Genomic DNA, 15,027 nt, shown 5'->3' on the forward strand with positions numbered 1-15,027 from the left:
TATTTCAAGGAAAACCGAAACACAGATGGCTAATATATGGGTAAGGAAATTAGGCTTCGCCAGCCGCTTCCACCATGGCCGCCTTGAGCGCGGCGCGTGGCTCCTTGTCACCCCACAGAACGAACTGGAACGCCGGGTAGAAGCGATCGCATTCCTCTACTGCGATCTCCACCAGAGCCTGCGCCTGATCCAGGCTCAGCAGACCCTCGTCACCGAGCAATGTACCATTGCGGTAGAGGAGAACACTTCCGTTCGACCAAATGTCGAAATGGCCGAGCCACATCTGCTCGTTGGCCAAGGCAACCAGTTCGTGCGCCGCGCCCTGTTTCTCCGCCGCGATGCGGATATCCGGCAAACAGAGTATCTGGAGAACACGGTCGTCCGAGCGCCAGATGCCGCGCAATTGGTATTTGGCCCAGCTACCCTGAATTTCGCCGCAGATTTCATCCGCCGAAACGTCGAACGGCCACCCCCGCGCACCGAACAGAGCGACAAGCATGTCGAGCGGAGCCGCATCGTCCTCAACCTCGTATCGGCGTTCTGCGGAGTGCATTAGCGAGTTCCCGTCCATCTCATGCACTCGCTTGTGCCGATTGGTTAAGGAGCTTGGCAATCACGACCGGCTTCGGCGCTGGGGAGAACGACACCAGCTTGTGCAAAGGTTGTGAACAAGATTCCGGATACGGATTAGTTTGGAATTCCAGCTGTCGGTTCAGTCGAGCTTCTCGACCGGCTCGCCATCCTTACTGGAGAAGGTAAAGCTGTCGATGCCGAGCTTTTTCAACTGGGTGACGACGTCCTGCGCAGCCGCCTCCGAATCGTAAGGCCCGGAAAGCAGGCGAGTGGTCGCTCCCCAGCTTGCAACAAAAGGCCCTTTGCCCTTCAGGGCTCCGTCCGCCTTTCTCGATATGCGTCGCCAGTCAAAGCCCAGCGCGTCACGATCCCGGCCGGTTGCGACCTGAACCCAATTCCTTGCAGGATTGGCTGGTGCAGGCGGAGGCCCGTTGGGAGCGGCGTCTGTTCCCGCCAGTGCAGTCACCTCTTCTCCTCGCGCACTGGTGAAGGCAAAACTGTCGACGCCCATTGCCGTGAGCTTGGCGACAACCGCCCGTGCTTCCCTGGCGCTTTCGTAAGGGCCCGCCAGGAGACGGTTCGCTTCACCCCAAGGGGCAGTGAACGCTTTCTTACCCGCCAGTTCTCCACCCGCGCTTCGGGTAATGCGCCGCCAGTCGAAGGCCAGTGCGGCAATATCGCGCCCCGTCGCTATCTGGACCCAGTTGCGGGATGGAATAGCAGGCTTAGGCGGCTCATTCGTTTCACGCGGCACCTCGATCGACCTGATGTCGACCGCTCCGGCGCGGGGAGCAGTGGACGCGCCGTCCGCGAGATCGAGACCGGCAAAGGCTTCCAATACGCTTTCCCTCGGCTCCGGCGGCAGCGATACGGGTGGCAGAGCCCGAGCTGGAAGCGGCTGCGGCAATGGGGCTGCTGCGCGCGCCGCAGCTTCGTCCTGCGCGGGGCTGGGCTGTGTTTCTACTGAAGATGGGTCCGGAGTTACTGCAGGTAACTCGCCGGAACTGGCAAGTGCAGGGAGCTCGGCAGCGGGCGTTTCCTGCGCTGGCGGAGGGGGCGCCAGCGGCGGCGCTGCCGCAGGAGAGGGTGGCGCCTGACGTCTGCCGGAGCGTTCTGCGCCTCTACGTTGATCGCGCCTTGTCCGGCGGTCGGAGGTGGGTTCGCGAGCGGTCCTCGCTTTCGCCCTGCTTCCCAGCGGCGCGCCCGCGGGGGCAAGATTGCTTCCGGCCGTCGTGGCAGTGGTCCCCGCCGAGCCCGTGTAGGCCGCGATATCGGGATCGTCCCGGCCGACGTTGGAGCTTCGAGGAAAGATTCCCAAAGCGCCCGCCGCGGCTTGCTGCGCCGGCGTGAGCTGCGTCATGTAGCGCAAATATGGCTCGATCTGCGCGGATGCTGCGCCCGGCATCATGTCCCGCGCGATGCCGACCGCAGCATCGGTGTCTCCTAAAATGGCAAGACCGAACGCCCTGGTGCGGAACGCCGCGAAATCCCCTTTTTCAAGCAGAGGGAGAAGAGTGGCTTCGAACCCGACCCGATCACCGGAAATGGCCTGGCTCAACGCCAGCTTGCGCCGAATGTCTTCATTAGGACCGGATGAAAGCACGAGGCGATAAAGTTCTTGTGCACTCGCTGCATCGCCGACCAGATCGAACGCCAGCCCCCGTTCTGCCGCCATAACAGTCAACGGAATGCCGCCACGCTCCGCCTCTGCGAAAAGCCGCAACGCTTCAACCGGCCTCCGCGAAAGAGTGTAGGCCCGCGCCATACCGAGCGAAATCCTGGGATTGGTGGGCGCGATTTCCTGTGCGCGGCCGAAAAAACCGATAGCCGCTGCCACATCGCCCAAACCGATCGCGGCATCTCCTGCATCGATTAGAGCGGCCACATCGTTCCCGTCCTGCGCAAGTCTTTGCAAGGCAGAGCTTAGCTGGGAGGAACTGGGCGACGGCAGGGGCTGAACGACTTCCTGGCCGTGCGCCGAGTGCGCACCAGCCGCCAGCGCGACTACTGCCGCGCCAGCCCACCAACGTTTGCTATGCTGAAGCCGCCTGACGTTTCGAAAACCAGCAAACCGCGCCATAGCCAAAGTTACTGGTTGTTCTGCCGGCCAAGAAAACGAGGGATGTTCAGGCCGCCGCCATCGCCATTGGTGCCATCATCATCGTCGTCCTCCTCGTCCTGTGAAGAGTTCGAGCCACGCGACAGATTGGCCATGCGTTCAAACAGAGTGCTACCTTGCGAGGCCCCACCCGCGGGAGCGCCGCCCGGAGCGTTATTTGCTCCCCGGCTGTCGGCACCTGAGCCCGCCCCGGCGCCTTGACCGGAAAACAGCGGACTGCGGTTCGGCTGCGCCGCTGCGCCGCCTCCCGAGCGATCGGCCCGTGCGTGGCCACCAAGATCAAGGGCGTCGTCGAAATCCGCTTCGTCCGAGAGATCTAGCGGAGTGGTCACTGCGCGCGGATCTTCGTCGGTCCATCCATCTTCGGACCGGCTGCCACGCGCGTAATTGCGATCATCGGCAGGAGCGGGAACGCCGCCCTGTTCGTCTGCGTTATAGCGATCGAAACGTTCGGTATGCTCGTTGCGCATTCCGGCAAGCGGATCGACAATGCCGTCGACATCATCATAGTCCTCGTCTTCCTCGCCGTAATCATCGCCAAGGCCAGATGGAGAAAGGCCGGCCGGATTCATCAACGGGCCTTCTTCATCCGCGCTGTCATCATAGTCGGACGCGGCTGGCTTGGCGGGTGCACGGGGCGCCGGATCATAAGCGGGCGCCGGGGCGGGTGTCGGCTCGGCGGACATGCCCTGATCAAGCTCGAACGGCTCTTCTTCAGGCTTGCTTTCTTCCAGGTCCAATACCGGACGCTGCGGAGCCCGCTGCGGGGCCATCGAGAAATTGCGCGGCTGAGCAGGAGTGGACCGGCCGCCTTCCTCAATACCCGTCGCCACAACGGATACGCGAATTTGCCCGTCGAGATCGGGGTTGAAGGCACTACCCCAGATGATGTTCGCGTCGTCATCGACGAGCTCGCGGATGTGGTTTGCAGCCTCATCAACTTCGAGCAGCTTCATGTCCTCGCCGCCGATGATGGAGATGATTACGCCCTTGGCCCCGGCCATGCTGACGCCGTCGAGCAGTGGATTGGCGATCGCGCGTTCAGCCGCTTCGAGTGCGCGATTGTCGCCTTCCGCCGTGCCTGTTCCCATCATCGCCTTGCCCATCTCGCTCATCACTGAGCGAACGTCGGCAAAGTCGAGATTGATCAGGCCCGGCATGACCATGAGATCGGTAATCGAACGCACGCCCTGCTGGAGCACTTCGTCAGCGAGAGCAAACGCTTCTTTGAAGGTGGTATCTGCCTTGGCAACCAGAAACAGATTCTGGTTGGGAATGACGATCAGCGTGTCGACATGCTTCTGCAGTTCGTCGATGCCCGCTTCGGCACTGCGCATGCGCCGCGTGCCTTCGAAAAGGAACGGCTTGGTGACCACGCCTACGGTCAGAACGCCCTTCCTGCGCGCTGCTTCGGCAATCACCGGTGCAGCGCCAGTGCCCGTGCCGCCGCCCATGCCGGCTGCGATGAAGCACATGTTCACACCTTCCAGCGCGTCTTCGATATCCTCGACCGTTTCTTCGGCCGCTGCCTTGCCCACTTCGGGCCGAGCCCCTGCGCCCAGTCCGCCCGTGATATCGGGGCCGAGTTGGATGCGCTTTTCTGCAGGCGAGCTTGTGAGGGCCTGGGCGTCGGTATTGGCAACGATGAAATCGACGCCCTCGATTTCGGCGTCCATCATGTTTGCAATGGCGTTTCCGCCAGCACCGCCAACCCCGACAACCATGATCTTGGGGCGCATGTCGTCGCTGGATGCAGGACCGATATTGATGCTCATTAGGCGTTCCCTTGGGAAAAAATTTTGGCCGAAGCCATTTCACGCACGCTTTTGGCACAAAGCGATTCGCGTAGGCAAAGGGTAATTGCCGTTATCCACCGCGCTGCGCGGCTCGATTCAACCGAAATTACCTTACATTCAAAAATATTCACGTACCGCCTGCACCACACGGTTGACAAGACCCAGTCCCGAGTACCGCCTCGTCGGCTGATAGCTGGGGCCCACATTGCGGATGTCGACCGGATCTTCGGAGGCATAAAGGCACAGGCCCGCCAAGGTCGCGAAGCCAGGCGTGGCATGCGCCTCGGGCAATCCGCGCAGGGCTGGCGGCTTGCCCCGACGCACGGGTAACCCAAGTGCGCCCTGCACGAATTCTGCAATCCCGTGCAATTCCGCACCGCCCCCGGTCAGCACCACCTGACCGCCATTCGCGCCGGAAAAACCCATTGCCTTGAGGCCCTTGCTGATTTCGGTTGTCATCGTGCCAAGACGATCCGTGACCACCGAAACCAGTTCTGCCCGAGGGATGCGGTTCTGTTCGTCGGCCCCGCGGGCCAATCTACCGTCGACTTCTTCCCCCGGCGCATTCACGGGGATCATCTCACGATGGTCACTCGGTGTCGCGATTGCCGAACCCGACACGCATTTCAGACGCTCGGCCTGACCGCGCCTGATGCCTAGCGAGCTAGCGATGGCATCGGTGATGTCGTTCGAACCGACAGGAATGGACCGCAGTCCGAGGAGCATCCCCCCCGCATGGACGGACACATTCGTCACCTGAGCGCCGATCTCGACCAGTGCAACACCCAGATCGCGCTCCTCGTTCGAAAGGCAGGCATAGGCTGCCGCCAAGGGGCTTGCCACCACACCATCGACATCGAGATGCGCGCTCTGAACGGCTTCGATCAGATTTCGCACTGGAGCACCATCGGCAAGAGTGACGTGGACGTCCACGCCAAGTGTCTCGGCATGCAGGCCGATGGGATTTGCGACGCCATGGGCACCGTCGAGCGTGTAATGGGCAGGCTGTGCGTGCAGTACGGTGCGGCCTTCGGGCTGAATATGGTCACGCGCCGCGAACAGAAGGTGCTCGACATCATCCTCGTCGATCCTGCGCCCGCCAATGGCCACCTCGACACTCGCGATCTTGCTTGACAGACCCGCGCCCGCACATCCGATCCACACGCCTGACACGGTGGTATTGGCATTCGCTTCAGCCGTTTCCACTGCTGCCCGAATGGCGTGCGTGGCGGCTACCATGTCGGTAATGTAGCCCCGCTTGATACCTTCGGCCTTGCGGTGGGAAGAGCCAAGCACGATCATCTCGCCCGTCTCGGCCTGGCCCATGATCATCGATGAAATACGGAATGAGCCGATATTCACGGCTGCGAAGACGCGATTGATGCGCGGCAGGGGAGTGTTCGGAGAAGACGCCATTATTCGGCCATCGCCGCCGTAAGCCCGCGCGGACACGGGCCATCTTTGCAGCGCAGATAGGCGCGGTCTGGCACGCGCATATCTATCGCGACGGCCTTGCCGCCGATGAGGCGGTTTCTACCATCCATTTCCGCAAATTTTACCAGTGCGGCAGGGCCCTTGTCGCCTTCCGGTAGGGCGAGCATCTGACCTGTTCCGAAAGTGAGGTTCCAGCGCCGGTTGCCGATCCACTCCGCTGCGGCGATCTGCGGCTTCAGCGCAGGAGCGGCATCGAGCAGTCGCCCAAGATCGGCCACCTGCTTCTGTGCTCCAGGGCCCGATATCACGAGCATGTCCGGCGCTTCTTCGCGCGACACGGCCTCCAGTTCATGGCCAGTCGCATCGACCAGGATAAGCCGGTCTGGCTTCTGCACGATAGCGTGAGGTTCTCGTTCGACGATGTCTATCTTGAGCAGATCTGGCAATTGCCGGGAGACGCGGGCATCCTTCACCCAAGGCAATTCAAGCAAACGCTCGCGGATCTCGCCGACTTCGACGAGCGGCATCGGCTGGTCCTGTTCGCCGAGGACCCGCTCATAGACGATTTGTTCGTTTAGCCGCTCTACCCCGGTCACGCGTACCCGATCGACTTCGAAGCCTGCGCGACTGGCCGATTTGGCGAGCTCCGCGCGCGCAATCTCCGGCACGCCGGCATAGCTGGCCACCGTCCATGCGATCACGAGCCCGAGCGCGATGATCGAAGCAAGAAAGAATTTGTGCCACTGGTCCTCTGTGAAGGGCAGCGCAGCCATGATGCGGTCAAGCAGACCTGAGGTATGGCGCTTGGCGGCGCGTGCCTTCTGACTGCGACTGCGCGCGGCGGCGGATCGGCGGACGCCGGTGGGTTTACGGCTGACTTTAGCCATCGCTTCCCCGGTTCCGTTTAACACCGTCATGGTCTCGCAAAGCTGCGGCAATTATGGTTTCGACCAGTTCGCCATACTCGATCCCGGCGTTTCTCGCCTGCTCGGGCACAAGGCTGAGCGGTGTCATGCCGGGCTGGGTATTCGTTTCGAGCACGAACAGACCGTCCTCGCCCTGCTCCTCGTCCCAGCGGAAATCTGTCCGGCTGGTGCCGCGGCACCCCAGCACTTTGTGTGCCTTAAGCGCGATCTCGAGGCAAAGATCCCGAATACGCTCGGGAATGTCTGCCGGACAGATATGATCGGTGATCCCATCGGTATATTTGGCATCGAAATCGTAAAACCCGCTCTTGGGCTTTAGTTCGGTCACAGCGAGAGCTCGTGGGCCGCTTTCGAAATCCACCACTGCCGACGTCATTTCGCGGCCCTTGATGTAAGGCTCGGCCAGAAGCTCCGAGAAGTCCTGCCAAGGCCCTTTCGCATCGCGGGCAATGGGATTGCCGTAATTGCCGTCGTCGGTCACGATGGCGACGCCGACCGAGCTACCCTCGTTCACGGGCTTCAGCACATAGGGGCGCGGCAGCGGATCCCGCTTGAACAAGTCGACGGTCTTGACGATACGCCCGCCAGGCATCGGAATGCCGTGAGGAACGAGCGCCTGCTTGGTCAGCTGCTTGTCGATGGCAATTACCGAGGTGGCGAGACCGGAGTGTGTATAGGGTACGCCCATGAGGTCGAGCATGCCCTGCACTGTACCATCCTCTCCTGGAACGCCGTGCAGAGCGTTGAAGACGACGTCGGGTTTCACTTCTGCAATGCGCGCGGCAACATCGCGGTCCATGTCGATCCGGGTAACCCTGTGGCCGCGCTCATCCAGCGCTTTCGCAACGCCTTCGCCAGACATCAGGCTGACAGGCCTTTCATTGGCCCAACCGCCCATCAGGACGGCGATGTGAATATCGGCAGGAAGTTTGGAGAGATCGGTCATACTCATTCCTTAAGGTCGCCCCACTCTCTGTATTTCCCATTCGAGCTCCACACCCGAATTTTCGTAGACGCGGCGCTTCACTTCCTCGCCCAGCCCCTCGATATCCGTGCTCGTGGCATTCCCCGTGTTGATGAGAAAGTTGGTGTGCTTCTCGCTCACCTGCGCGCCGCCTATGGCAAGTCCGCGGCAACCCGCTGCATCGACCAGTTGCCACGCTTTTTCACCCGGCGGGTTCTTGAAGGTTGACCCACCTGTCTTGGTGCGCAGCGGCTGGGAGTTTTCCCGAGCCTCGGCAATCTCGTCCATCTTCGCGCCGATGACTTCGGGGTCCCCCGACACGCCCTGAAACCGAGCGCGGACGACGACTGCACCCTGAGGTAGGGCGGAATGACGATAGGAATATTGAAGATCAGACGCAGGGAGACGGTGCATCGCGCCGCCGGGCATGACTACGTCGCAGTCGATCAGCACATCGCTCACTTCGCGGCCATAGGCCCCGCCGTTCATGCGGACGAAGCCGCCGACCGTGCCGGGGATGCCGCGCATGAATTCAAGACCTGCCACCCCGCAATCGCGGGCTGCACTGGCGACGAGTATTCCATGCGCCCCGCCACCACAGTCCACGATACAGCTATCATCATCGATCGAAACATCGGCGAACGGCTTGCCGAGCTTAATTACCACGCCCGGCACGCCGCCATCGCGGACAATCATATTTGAGCCGAGGCCAAGGGCCATGATTGGCAGACTCCCGTCGATCCGCCGGAGAAACTCCTGCAGGTCATCCATGTCTTCGGGCTCGTACAACCAGTCGGCATTGCCGCCGCTTTTGAACCACACCAGCTTTGCAAGCGGCGCGTTCGAAGTCAGTTTACCGCGCAGGCCATCGGTTTCGATCGGCGCTTCGATACTCCCCTCCACGGAGCAGTCGGGAGCCATGCCGCTATCGAAGTTCCAGACATCGTTTTCTTGCTGCGTCACTCGGCACGCTCCTTGCCGATCGCATCGGCAAGGCCTGCGGCCCACTTGGTTATGTCGCCCGCACCGAGGCAGACGATGAGATCGCCCTCTTCGATGTCAGTGGCCAGCTTCTTCGCCAAATCTTCGCGGTCCTGCACCGTCATGGCACTGCGATGTCCACGCGATTTCAAACCTTCGACCAGGGCTTCCGCATCGACGCCTTCGATCGGATCCTCACCTGCCGCATAAACCGGAGTGACATAGACCTGGTCCGCCTCGTTGAAGGCGCTCTGGAAGTCGTCCATCAAATCATTGAGGCGAGTATACCGATGGGGTTGCATCACTGCGATCACGCGGTTCCGGGTCGCTTCGCGCGCAGCTTCCAGCACGGCGCGAATTTCGACCGGGTGATGGCCATAGTCGTCAATCACGGTCGCGCCTGCCACAGTGCCGACATTGGTAAATCGGCGTCGGACGCCGCCAAAACTGGAGAAGCCGCTGCAAATCACCTCATCGGGACAGCCCATCTCGATCGATACGGCGATTGCCGCCAATGCATTCTGCACATTGTGGCGGCCAGGCATCGGGAGACACACATTCTCGATCCGGCGATCCTCCTCGCCCCGCTGACGAACGATGACGTCGAAACGGTTTCCGCCTTCATGCGGCTGAACGTTGACGCCGCAAATATCCGCCTGGAGATTGAAGCCGTACGTCACCACGCGGCGATCTCGAACCTTGCCGATCACTGCCTGGACTTCAGGGTGATCAATGCAAAGCACCGCAGCACCGTAAAACGGAACATTGTGGATGAACTCGACGAAAGCATCCTTCACCCCGTCGAAGTCGCCGTAGTGATCCAAATGCTCGGGATCGATGTTCGTCACGACCGCAATGGTCCCATCGAGACGCAGAAAGCTTCCGTCACTCTCATCGGCTTCGACCACCATCCAGTCACTATCGCCTAGCCGCGCGTTCGAACCATATTGTTCGATAATGCCGCCGTTGATCACCGTGGGGTCGATAGCGCCACAGTCGAGCAGGCTGGCGATCATGCTGGTAGTAGTGGTCTTGCCATGGGTACCGGCCACCGCAATGGTAGATTTCAGCCGCATGAGCTCGGCAAGCATTTCGGCCCTGCGAACCACCGGAATCCGGTTTTCAAGCGCGTGCGCCACTTCGGGATTGGTGCGCTTGACTGCCGTCGAAGTCACGACGACCGAAGCACCTTCGACATTTTCCTTCGCGTGCCCGATCCTCACCGAAATACCTTGCGCGCGGAGCCGTTCGACAACCGGGCTTTCGTTCAGGTCTGAACCCTGCACCGTATAGCCCAGATTGTTCATCACCTCGGCGATACCCGACATGCCGATGCCGCCGATCCCGACAAAATGGATCGTTCCGATATCGGTTGGTACGCCCTTCATTCCGCGCTCTCCTTCTTGGCGGTCGTTGTCTTGGAGGTTTGTCCTGCCACGACGCCTTGAGAGGCCCCACGCGCATTATTTCCGCCGACGCGGATCACATCCATCATATCCGCCCCGCCGAAGCTTTCCAGGAGGTCGGCAAGGTCCTCTACGGCCTTGGGGCGCCCGCAGTTCCACGCAGCATGGGCAGCATTTGCAAGGCCTTCGGGATTGTCCGCCAGCGCCTTGATCTGTTTGGCCAACTCCTTGGGGCCGAATTTTTCCTGACGGATCATCCGCGCACCGCCCGCCTTGGCCATCTCCCGAGCATTCGCGGCCTGATGATCGTCCGTCGCGATGGGCAGCGGTATGAGAATGGCAGGCCGGCCGACCGCGGTTAGTTCGGCAATGGTCGAGGCACCCGCACGGCCGATAAAAAGGTGCGCATCGGCAAGCCGCGTCGCCATGTCTTCGAAATACGTGCCAAGCTCGGCAGGGATGCCGTGAGTGAGATAGCGCTCGCGCACAGCTGCGAGATCTTCCGGACGGCATTGCTGTGTAACCTGGAGCCGCTGGCGAATGGCGGGGGCCAGCATGGCCAGCCCGTCGGGCACGACTTCGGACAAGACGCGCGCGCCTTGGCTGCCACCAGTGACGAGTACGCGAAGAAGGCCTTCTTCCTCATATGGCGGGAATGGTCGTTTGCGCAGGTTAAGCACTTCGGCCCGCACCGGATTGCCGACCAGATGGGTCTTCCCCTGCTGCAACGGCTTGAGCCTCTGAACCTCAGGGTAAGCGGTCGCGATCGCGTCAACCCGGTTGGCGAACAGCCTGTTCACACGGCCCAGCACCGCGTTCTGTTCATGGATGATCGTGGGAATTCGTGCCGAAGTCGAGGCGAGGATGGAGGGTAGCGAAGGATAGCCGCCAAAACCGATCACTGCGCTTGGTTGAAAACTTTCGAACAGGCGCATGGCCATCTTGCGCCCCTCCCACACCGCTTTTGCTCCGCGAAGCCACTGCAGCGGATTCTTCCCGAAACGCCCTGCCGGGAGGACGTGAGCAGGCATGAAATCAGGCTTGCCCGGGATTTGGGCGCCCCGCTCATCCGTGATTAGCGCCACATGGTGGCCTCGCTTGTCGAGTTCGGTCGCCAAGGCAAAAGCAGGCAGAATGTGGCCGCCGGTCCCACCGGCTGCGAGCACGTAATGGCGATTGGAATGGGTCACTGGTGTATCTCGCGCGAGATGCGCGCCTCTGGCGTCTTCATCGCCCTGCCCTGCCCCATGCCCAGCAGGTCGCCAAGCCCTTTCGTGGTGGTTTTCAGATAGGGATTGCGGCGCGTGATCGCGATCAGCAGGCCAACTGCCATGCACACTGCTATCGTAGAAGAGCCACCATAGCTGACGAGCGGCAGGGTCATGCCCTTGGAAGGGAAGAGCTGCAAATTGACGAGTATGTTGATGAAAGCCTGCCCCCCGAGGAGCGACACGAGCCCCGTTCCGGCCAGCAGCGCGAAGAGATCTTCCTCGTCGAACAAACGCATCAGGACCCGGACGATGATGGCCAGGTAGATCAGCACTATGAGCGCGCAGAAGATCAATCCGAACTCCTCCCCGATCACGCTGAAGATATAATCGGTATGTGCCTCCGGCAGGCTCATCTTCCTCAGCCCCAGCCCATAGCCTGATCCCGTCCAACCGCCTGCCAATAGCGTCCGACTGGCAAGATCGACCTGATCGTATGCCGTGCCGCCGCCGAAAAAGGCGTCAATGCGATGCCGGGCATTGTCATAGAGGAAATAGGTTGCGGTCAGCACGAACAGGCCAAGCCCTATCACCGCGCCCAACCTTTTCATCGGCATGCCCGCCAGAAGGATCATCACCATCCATACACCGGCAAAAAGCATGAACTCGCCGAAGTTCGGCTGCATCATGAGCAGCATTCCGATGAGCCCGGTGAGCCCTGTCGATATCCAGAGGACCGGCAAATTGGGATCGCGCATGCGCCAGGAGAGGATCCAGGCGAGAACGATCGCGAAAGCGGGTTTGAGGAATTCCGATGGCTGGAACTGCATGCCGATGCTTATCCAGCGCCGCGCACCGTTAATTTCCACTCCGATAAATGGCACGAGAAAGAGCAGCCCGAGCATCGCGGCGCCGAGTATCACGCCAAAACGGCGTGCATTCTCGCGGCTCAGCAAGGATGCGCCAAACATGACGCCCAGCGCAATCGCCTGCCAGGCGAGGTGGCGATAAAAGAAATAGAGCGGATTTAGCGTTTCGGTCGATGTCGAAAGACGATCGGCGCTGGCCGGGCTGGCCGCTGCCACGGCTATGGTGCCGAGCGTCATCAGCAACAGAACAAGCCCAAGCAGCACGCGGTCGATCTCGCGCCACCAGATCTTCAGCTGGCTCCAGCGCGACAGCTTGCCACCCGGGATGTGGGCCGGCTTGCGCTTGGCGCCGGGGACGAAGGGCTGCATGGCGGTCACTTCAGGCCCTCCACCAGTGCACGGAAATGCTCGCCGCGCTTTTCGAAGTCGGCGTACTGATCAAAGCTGGCGCAGGCAGGGGAGAGGAGGACGGTGTCGCCCGCGTCGGCCTTGGCGGCAGCAAAGGTCACCGCCCGGTCGAGCGTTTCGCACTGCTTCACAGGTACGCTGCCTTCGAGCAGCGCCGCGAAGTCCGGCCCGGCCTTGCCGATAGTGTAGGCGGCCTTCACATGGCCCAGCTCGGGCTCGCACTCGCCGAGCCCCGGCTCCTTGGCGAGCCCACCGACGATCCAGTGAATATTTTCGAACGCTGCGAGCGCGGGCGCGGAGGCGGCGGTGTTGGTGCCCTTGCTGTCGTTGACATAGGTGACGCCGGATATCTCGGCGACCCGTTCCATGCGGTGCGGGAGGCCGGGGTAAGTGCGGAGGCCTTCGCGAATTTGTCCGGCGGAAAGTCCGAGAATGTCACAAACCTCGATAGCGCCAGCAGCGTTTTCCAAGTTGTGCGGCCCTTTTAGCGATGGCCACTCCGACTGTTCGCTCCGCGTGACACCGCGATTGCTCAGCACATCTTCAAGAATGCTCGCAATCGAACCCTCTGCGAAAGAGCCCAGCGACCGAGCATCAGTAAAACGTGCGATCGAGTTCTGCCCGCGCTTCTGCAAGGAAAAGAGGCGCGACTTGCTTGCGGCGTATTTGCCAAAATCGCCGTCATACCGGTCGAGATGATCCGGGGTGATATTCAGGATTACCGCCACATCGCAATCGAGCGAATAGGTCAGGTCGATCTGGTAGCTCGACAGCTCCAGCACATAGACCCCGCCTTTGGGCAGAGGCTCCTGTTCGAGGATCGGCAGGCCGATGTTGCCGCCCATCGTCGTCGGTAAGCCTGCGGTTTTGAGGATATGATGGACCAGCGCGGTGGTGGTCGATTTGCCATTGGTGCCGGTAATGCCGACGACCTTATGAGGCGGCAAGTCCGCCCTTGCCTGTGCAAAGAGTTCGATATCGCCGATGACCGGCACGTCAAAGCTGTCGGCATGGGGCTTGATCGGGTGGGAGTTGAGCGGGACGCCGGGGCTGACGACCACGCCTGCATAACCATTGAGGTCCGCCTCCAGCGGATCGCCGATGTCACAGCGACCGGCATAGGGCTCGCGCGCTTCCTCGCGGTCGTCCCACACGAGCACGTCCGCTCCTGCCGCGAGCAGCGCCTCGACCGTCGCCCGGCCGGACCGCGCGAGCCCGAGCACCGCGTATTTCTTGTCCTTCCAGGCGGGTGAGGTGATCATCTCAGCTTGAGCGTTGCCAGCCCCAGAAGTGCGAGCACTATGGCTACGATCCAGAAGCGGATCACGACCTTGCTCTCGGACCAGCCGAGTTGCTCGAAATGGTGGTGGATGGGAGCCATGCGGAAGACCCGGCGCCCGGTGCGTTTGAACCAGAACACCTGGATGATGACCGAGAGCGCCTCGAAAACGAACAGCCCGCCGACAATCGCCAGGACAACCTCGTGATGCGTCGCCACTGCAATCGCGCCCAGTGCGCCGCCGAGGGCCAGCGAACCGGTGTCACCCATGAAGACCGCAGCCGGAGGGGCGTTGAACCACAGGAAGGCGAGTCCCGCCCCCATGATTGCCGCGCAGAAGATTGCCAGCTCACCCGCGCCTTCCACGTAAGGGATACCGAGATATTCGGAATAGTCCACGCGGCCCACAAGATAGGCGATGACCGCAAAAGTGCCTGCCGCGATAATCACCGGCATCGTGGCCAAGCCGTCCAGACCATCGGTGAGGTTTACTGCGTTTCCGGCGCCTACGATCACGAATGCTGCGAAAACGTAATAAAGCGGCCCAAGCTCGATCCCGAAATCATTTACGAAGGGAACATAGACGAAGGTATTGATCTGGCTGACGATGATCCAGCTGGCGATCCCGGCCACGGCGAATTCGAATAGCAGGCGCACCTTCCCCGAAACGCCCTTGTGGCTGGACTTGGAAACCTTGTCGTAATCGTCAAGGAAACCGATCAGGCCAAAACCACCGGTCACGGCCATGCACGCCCAGACGAAAGGATTGCTGAGATCCATCCAAAGCAACATCGACAGGGTGAGGCTGGCAAGGATCATCAAACCGCCCATGGTCGGCGTGCCTACCTTAGCGAGATGGGTCTGGGGCCCGTCTTCACGGATCGGCTGCCCCTTACCCTGCCGCACGCGCAGCATGTCAATAAAACGGGGCCCGATAAACAGCCCGATCAGCAAGGCTGTAAGCAATGTCGCCCCCGCGCGCGCGGTCTGGTAGCGCACAAGGTTGAATAGACCTTCGAAATTGAAATATTCGGCGAGAAGATAGAGCATCGGCGCGCGGCGCT

The 15,027-nt window shown here is 61.2% G+C and carries 12 protein-coding genes; all 12 read right to left on the bottom strand.

Translation table 11 applies throughout. The features are described 5' to 3' along the window. Positions 1 to 49: 49 nt before the first annotated feature. The 12 genes from ACI2I1_RS02605 to mraY all read right to left on the bottom strand — a co-directional run bounded on the left by ACI2I1_RS02605 (position 50) and on the right by mraY (position 15,013). Positions 50 to 553, bottom strand: coding sequence for a YbjN domain-containing protein (locus ACI2I1_RS02605; RefSeq protein WP_404677786.1), 504 nt, complete (start codon positions 551 to 553; stop codon positions 50 to 52). A 159-nt stretch (positions 554 to 712) separates the two neighbouring features. Beyond that, entirely contained in the window at positions 713 to 2,458 is a 1,746-nt protein-coding gene (locus ACI2I1_RS02610; protein ID WP_404677787.1) for an SPOR domain-containing protein, read from the bottom strand. A 203-nt stretch (positions 2,459 to 2,661) separates the two neighbouring features. Beyond that, positions 2,662 to 4,467, bottom strand: coding sequence for a cell division protein FtsZ (gene ftsZ / locus ACI2I1_RS02615; RefSeq protein WP_404677788.1), 1,806 nt, complete (start codon positions 4,465 to 4,467; stop codon positions 2,662 to 2,664). Between the two features lie 138 nt (positions 4,468 to 4,605). Further along, positions 4,606 to 5,904 carry a cell division protein FtsA gene (gene ftsA / locus ACI2I1_RS02620; RefSeq protein WP_221542863.1) on the bottom strand — a complete coding sequence of 433 codons (1,299 nt, stop codon included), beginning with the start codon at positions 5,902 to 5,904 and terminating at the stop codon, positions 4,606 to 4,608. After that, positions 5,904 to 6,839, bottom strand: coding sequence for a cell division protein FtsQ/DivIB (locus ACI2I1_RS02625; RefSeq protein ID WP_404677789.1), 936 nt, complete (start codon positions 6,837 to 6,839; stop codon positions 5,904 to 5,906). The genes ftsA and ACI2I1_RS02625 overlap by 1 nt, the downstream gene beginning before the upstream one ends. Further along, complete coding sequence (locus tag ACI2I1_RS02630) at positions 6,802 to 7,794, bottom strand: D-alanine--D-alanine ligase (RefSeq protein WP_404677790.1); 993 nt, start codon at positions 7,792 to 7,794, stop codon at positions 6,802 to 6,804. Before ACI2I1_RS02630 ends, ACI2I1_RS02625 begins: the two co-directional genes overlap by 38 nt. A 9-nt stretch (positions 7,795 to 7,803) precedes the next feature. Then, positions 7,804 to 8,733: a UDP-N-acetylmuramate dehydrogenase gene (gene murB, locus ACI2I1_RS02635; protein ID WP_404678321.1), complete on the bottom strand. Its 930-nt coding sequence runs from the start codon at positions 8,731 to 8,733 to the stop codon at positions 7,804 to 7,806. A gap of 38 nt (positions 8,734 to 8,771) precedes the next feature. Then, positions 8,772 to 10,181, bottom strand: coding sequence for a UDP-N-acetylmuramate--L-alanine ligase (gene murC / locus ACI2I1_RS02640; RefSeq protein ID WP_221542860.1), 1,410 nt, complete (start codon positions 10,179 to 10,181; stop codon positions 8,772 to 8,774). Continuing rightward, positions 10,178 to 11,389, bottom strand: a complete 1,212-nt coding sequence (gene murG / locus ACI2I1_RS02645) for an undecaprenyldiphospho-muramoylpentapeptide beta-N-acetylglucosaminyltransferase (protein ID WP_404677791.1) — start codon at positions 11,387 to 11,389, stop codon at positions 10,178 to 10,180. The genes murC and murG overlap by 4 nt, the downstream gene beginning before the upstream one ends. After that, entirely contained in the window at positions 11,386 to 12,645 is a 1,260-nt protein-coding gene (locus tag ACI2I1_RS02650) for an FtsW/RodA/SpoVE family cell cycle protein (RefSeq protein ID WP_404677792.1), read from the bottom strand. The genes murG and ACI2I1_RS02650 overlap by 4 nt, the downstream gene beginning before the upstream one ends. Positions 12,646 to 12,650: 5 nt before the next feature. Continuing rightward, on the bottom strand, positions 12,651 to 13,946 hold the full coding sequence (murD, locus tag ACI2I1_RS02655; RefSeq protein WP_404677793.1) for a UDP-N-acetylmuramoyl-L-alanine--D-glutamate ligase: 1,296 nt from the start codon (positions 13,944 to 13,946) through the stop codon (positions 12,651 to 12,653). Then, a complete protein-coding gene (mraY, locus tag ACI2I1_RS02660) occupies positions 13,943 to 15,013 on the bottom strand; it encodes a phospho-N-acetylmuramoyl-pentapeptide-transferase (protein ID WP_224812046.1) in 1,071 nt (356 codons plus the stop codon). Before mraY ends, murD begins: the two co-directional genes overlap by 4 nt. Positions 15,014 to 15,027: the final 14 nt, after the last annotated feature.

This window comes from Qipengyuania sp. NPDC077563 (assembly GCF_044901345.1).
GTDB lineage: Bacteria > Pseudomonadota > Alphaproteobacteria > Sphingomonadales > Sphingomonadaceae > Qipengyuania > Qipengyuania aestuarii.

Excerpts from the sequence above, each read along its gene's own strand:
- ACI2I1_RS02605 (WP_404677786.1), bottom strand. The coding sequence starts at position 553 with ATGCACTCCGCAGAACGCCGATACGAGGTTGAGGACGATGCGGCTCCG.
- ftsZ (WP_404677788.1), bottom strand. The coding sequence starts at position 4,467 with ATGAGCATCAATATCGGTCCTGCATCCAGCGACGACATGCGCCCCAAG.
- ftsA (WP_221542863.1), bottom strand. The coding sequence starts at position 5,904 with ATGGCGTCTTCTCCGAACACTCCCCTGCCGCGCATCAATCGCGTCTTC.
- ACI2I1_RS02625 (WP_404677789.1), bottom strand. The coding sequence starts at position 6,839 with ATGACGGTGTTAAACGGAACCGGGGAAGCGATGGCTAAAGTCAGCCGT.
- ACI2I1_RS02630 (WP_404677790.1), bottom strand. The coding sequence starts at position 7,794 with ATGACCGATCTCTCCAAACTTCCTGCCGATATTCACATCGCCGTCCTG.
- murB (WP_404678321.1), bottom strand. The coding sequence starts at position 8,733 with ATGGCTCCCGACTGCTCCGTGGAGGGGAGTATCGAAGCGCCGATCGAA.
- murC (WP_221542860.1), bottom strand. The coding sequence starts at position 10,181 with ATGAAGGGCGTACCAACCGATATCGGAACGATCCATTTTGTCGGGATC.
- ACI2I1_RS02650 (WP_404677792.1), bottom strand. The coding sequence starts at position 12,645 with ATGCAGCCCTTCGTCCCCGGCGCCAAGCGCAAGCCGGCCCACATCCCG.
- murD (WP_404677793.1), bottom strand. The coding sequence starts at position 13,946 with ATGATCACCTCACCCGCCTGGAAGGACAAGAAATACGCGGTGCTCGGG.
- mraY (WP_224812046.1), bottom strand. The coding sequence starts at position 15,013 with ATGCTCTATCTTCTCGCCGAATATTTCAATTTCGAAGGTCTATTCAAC.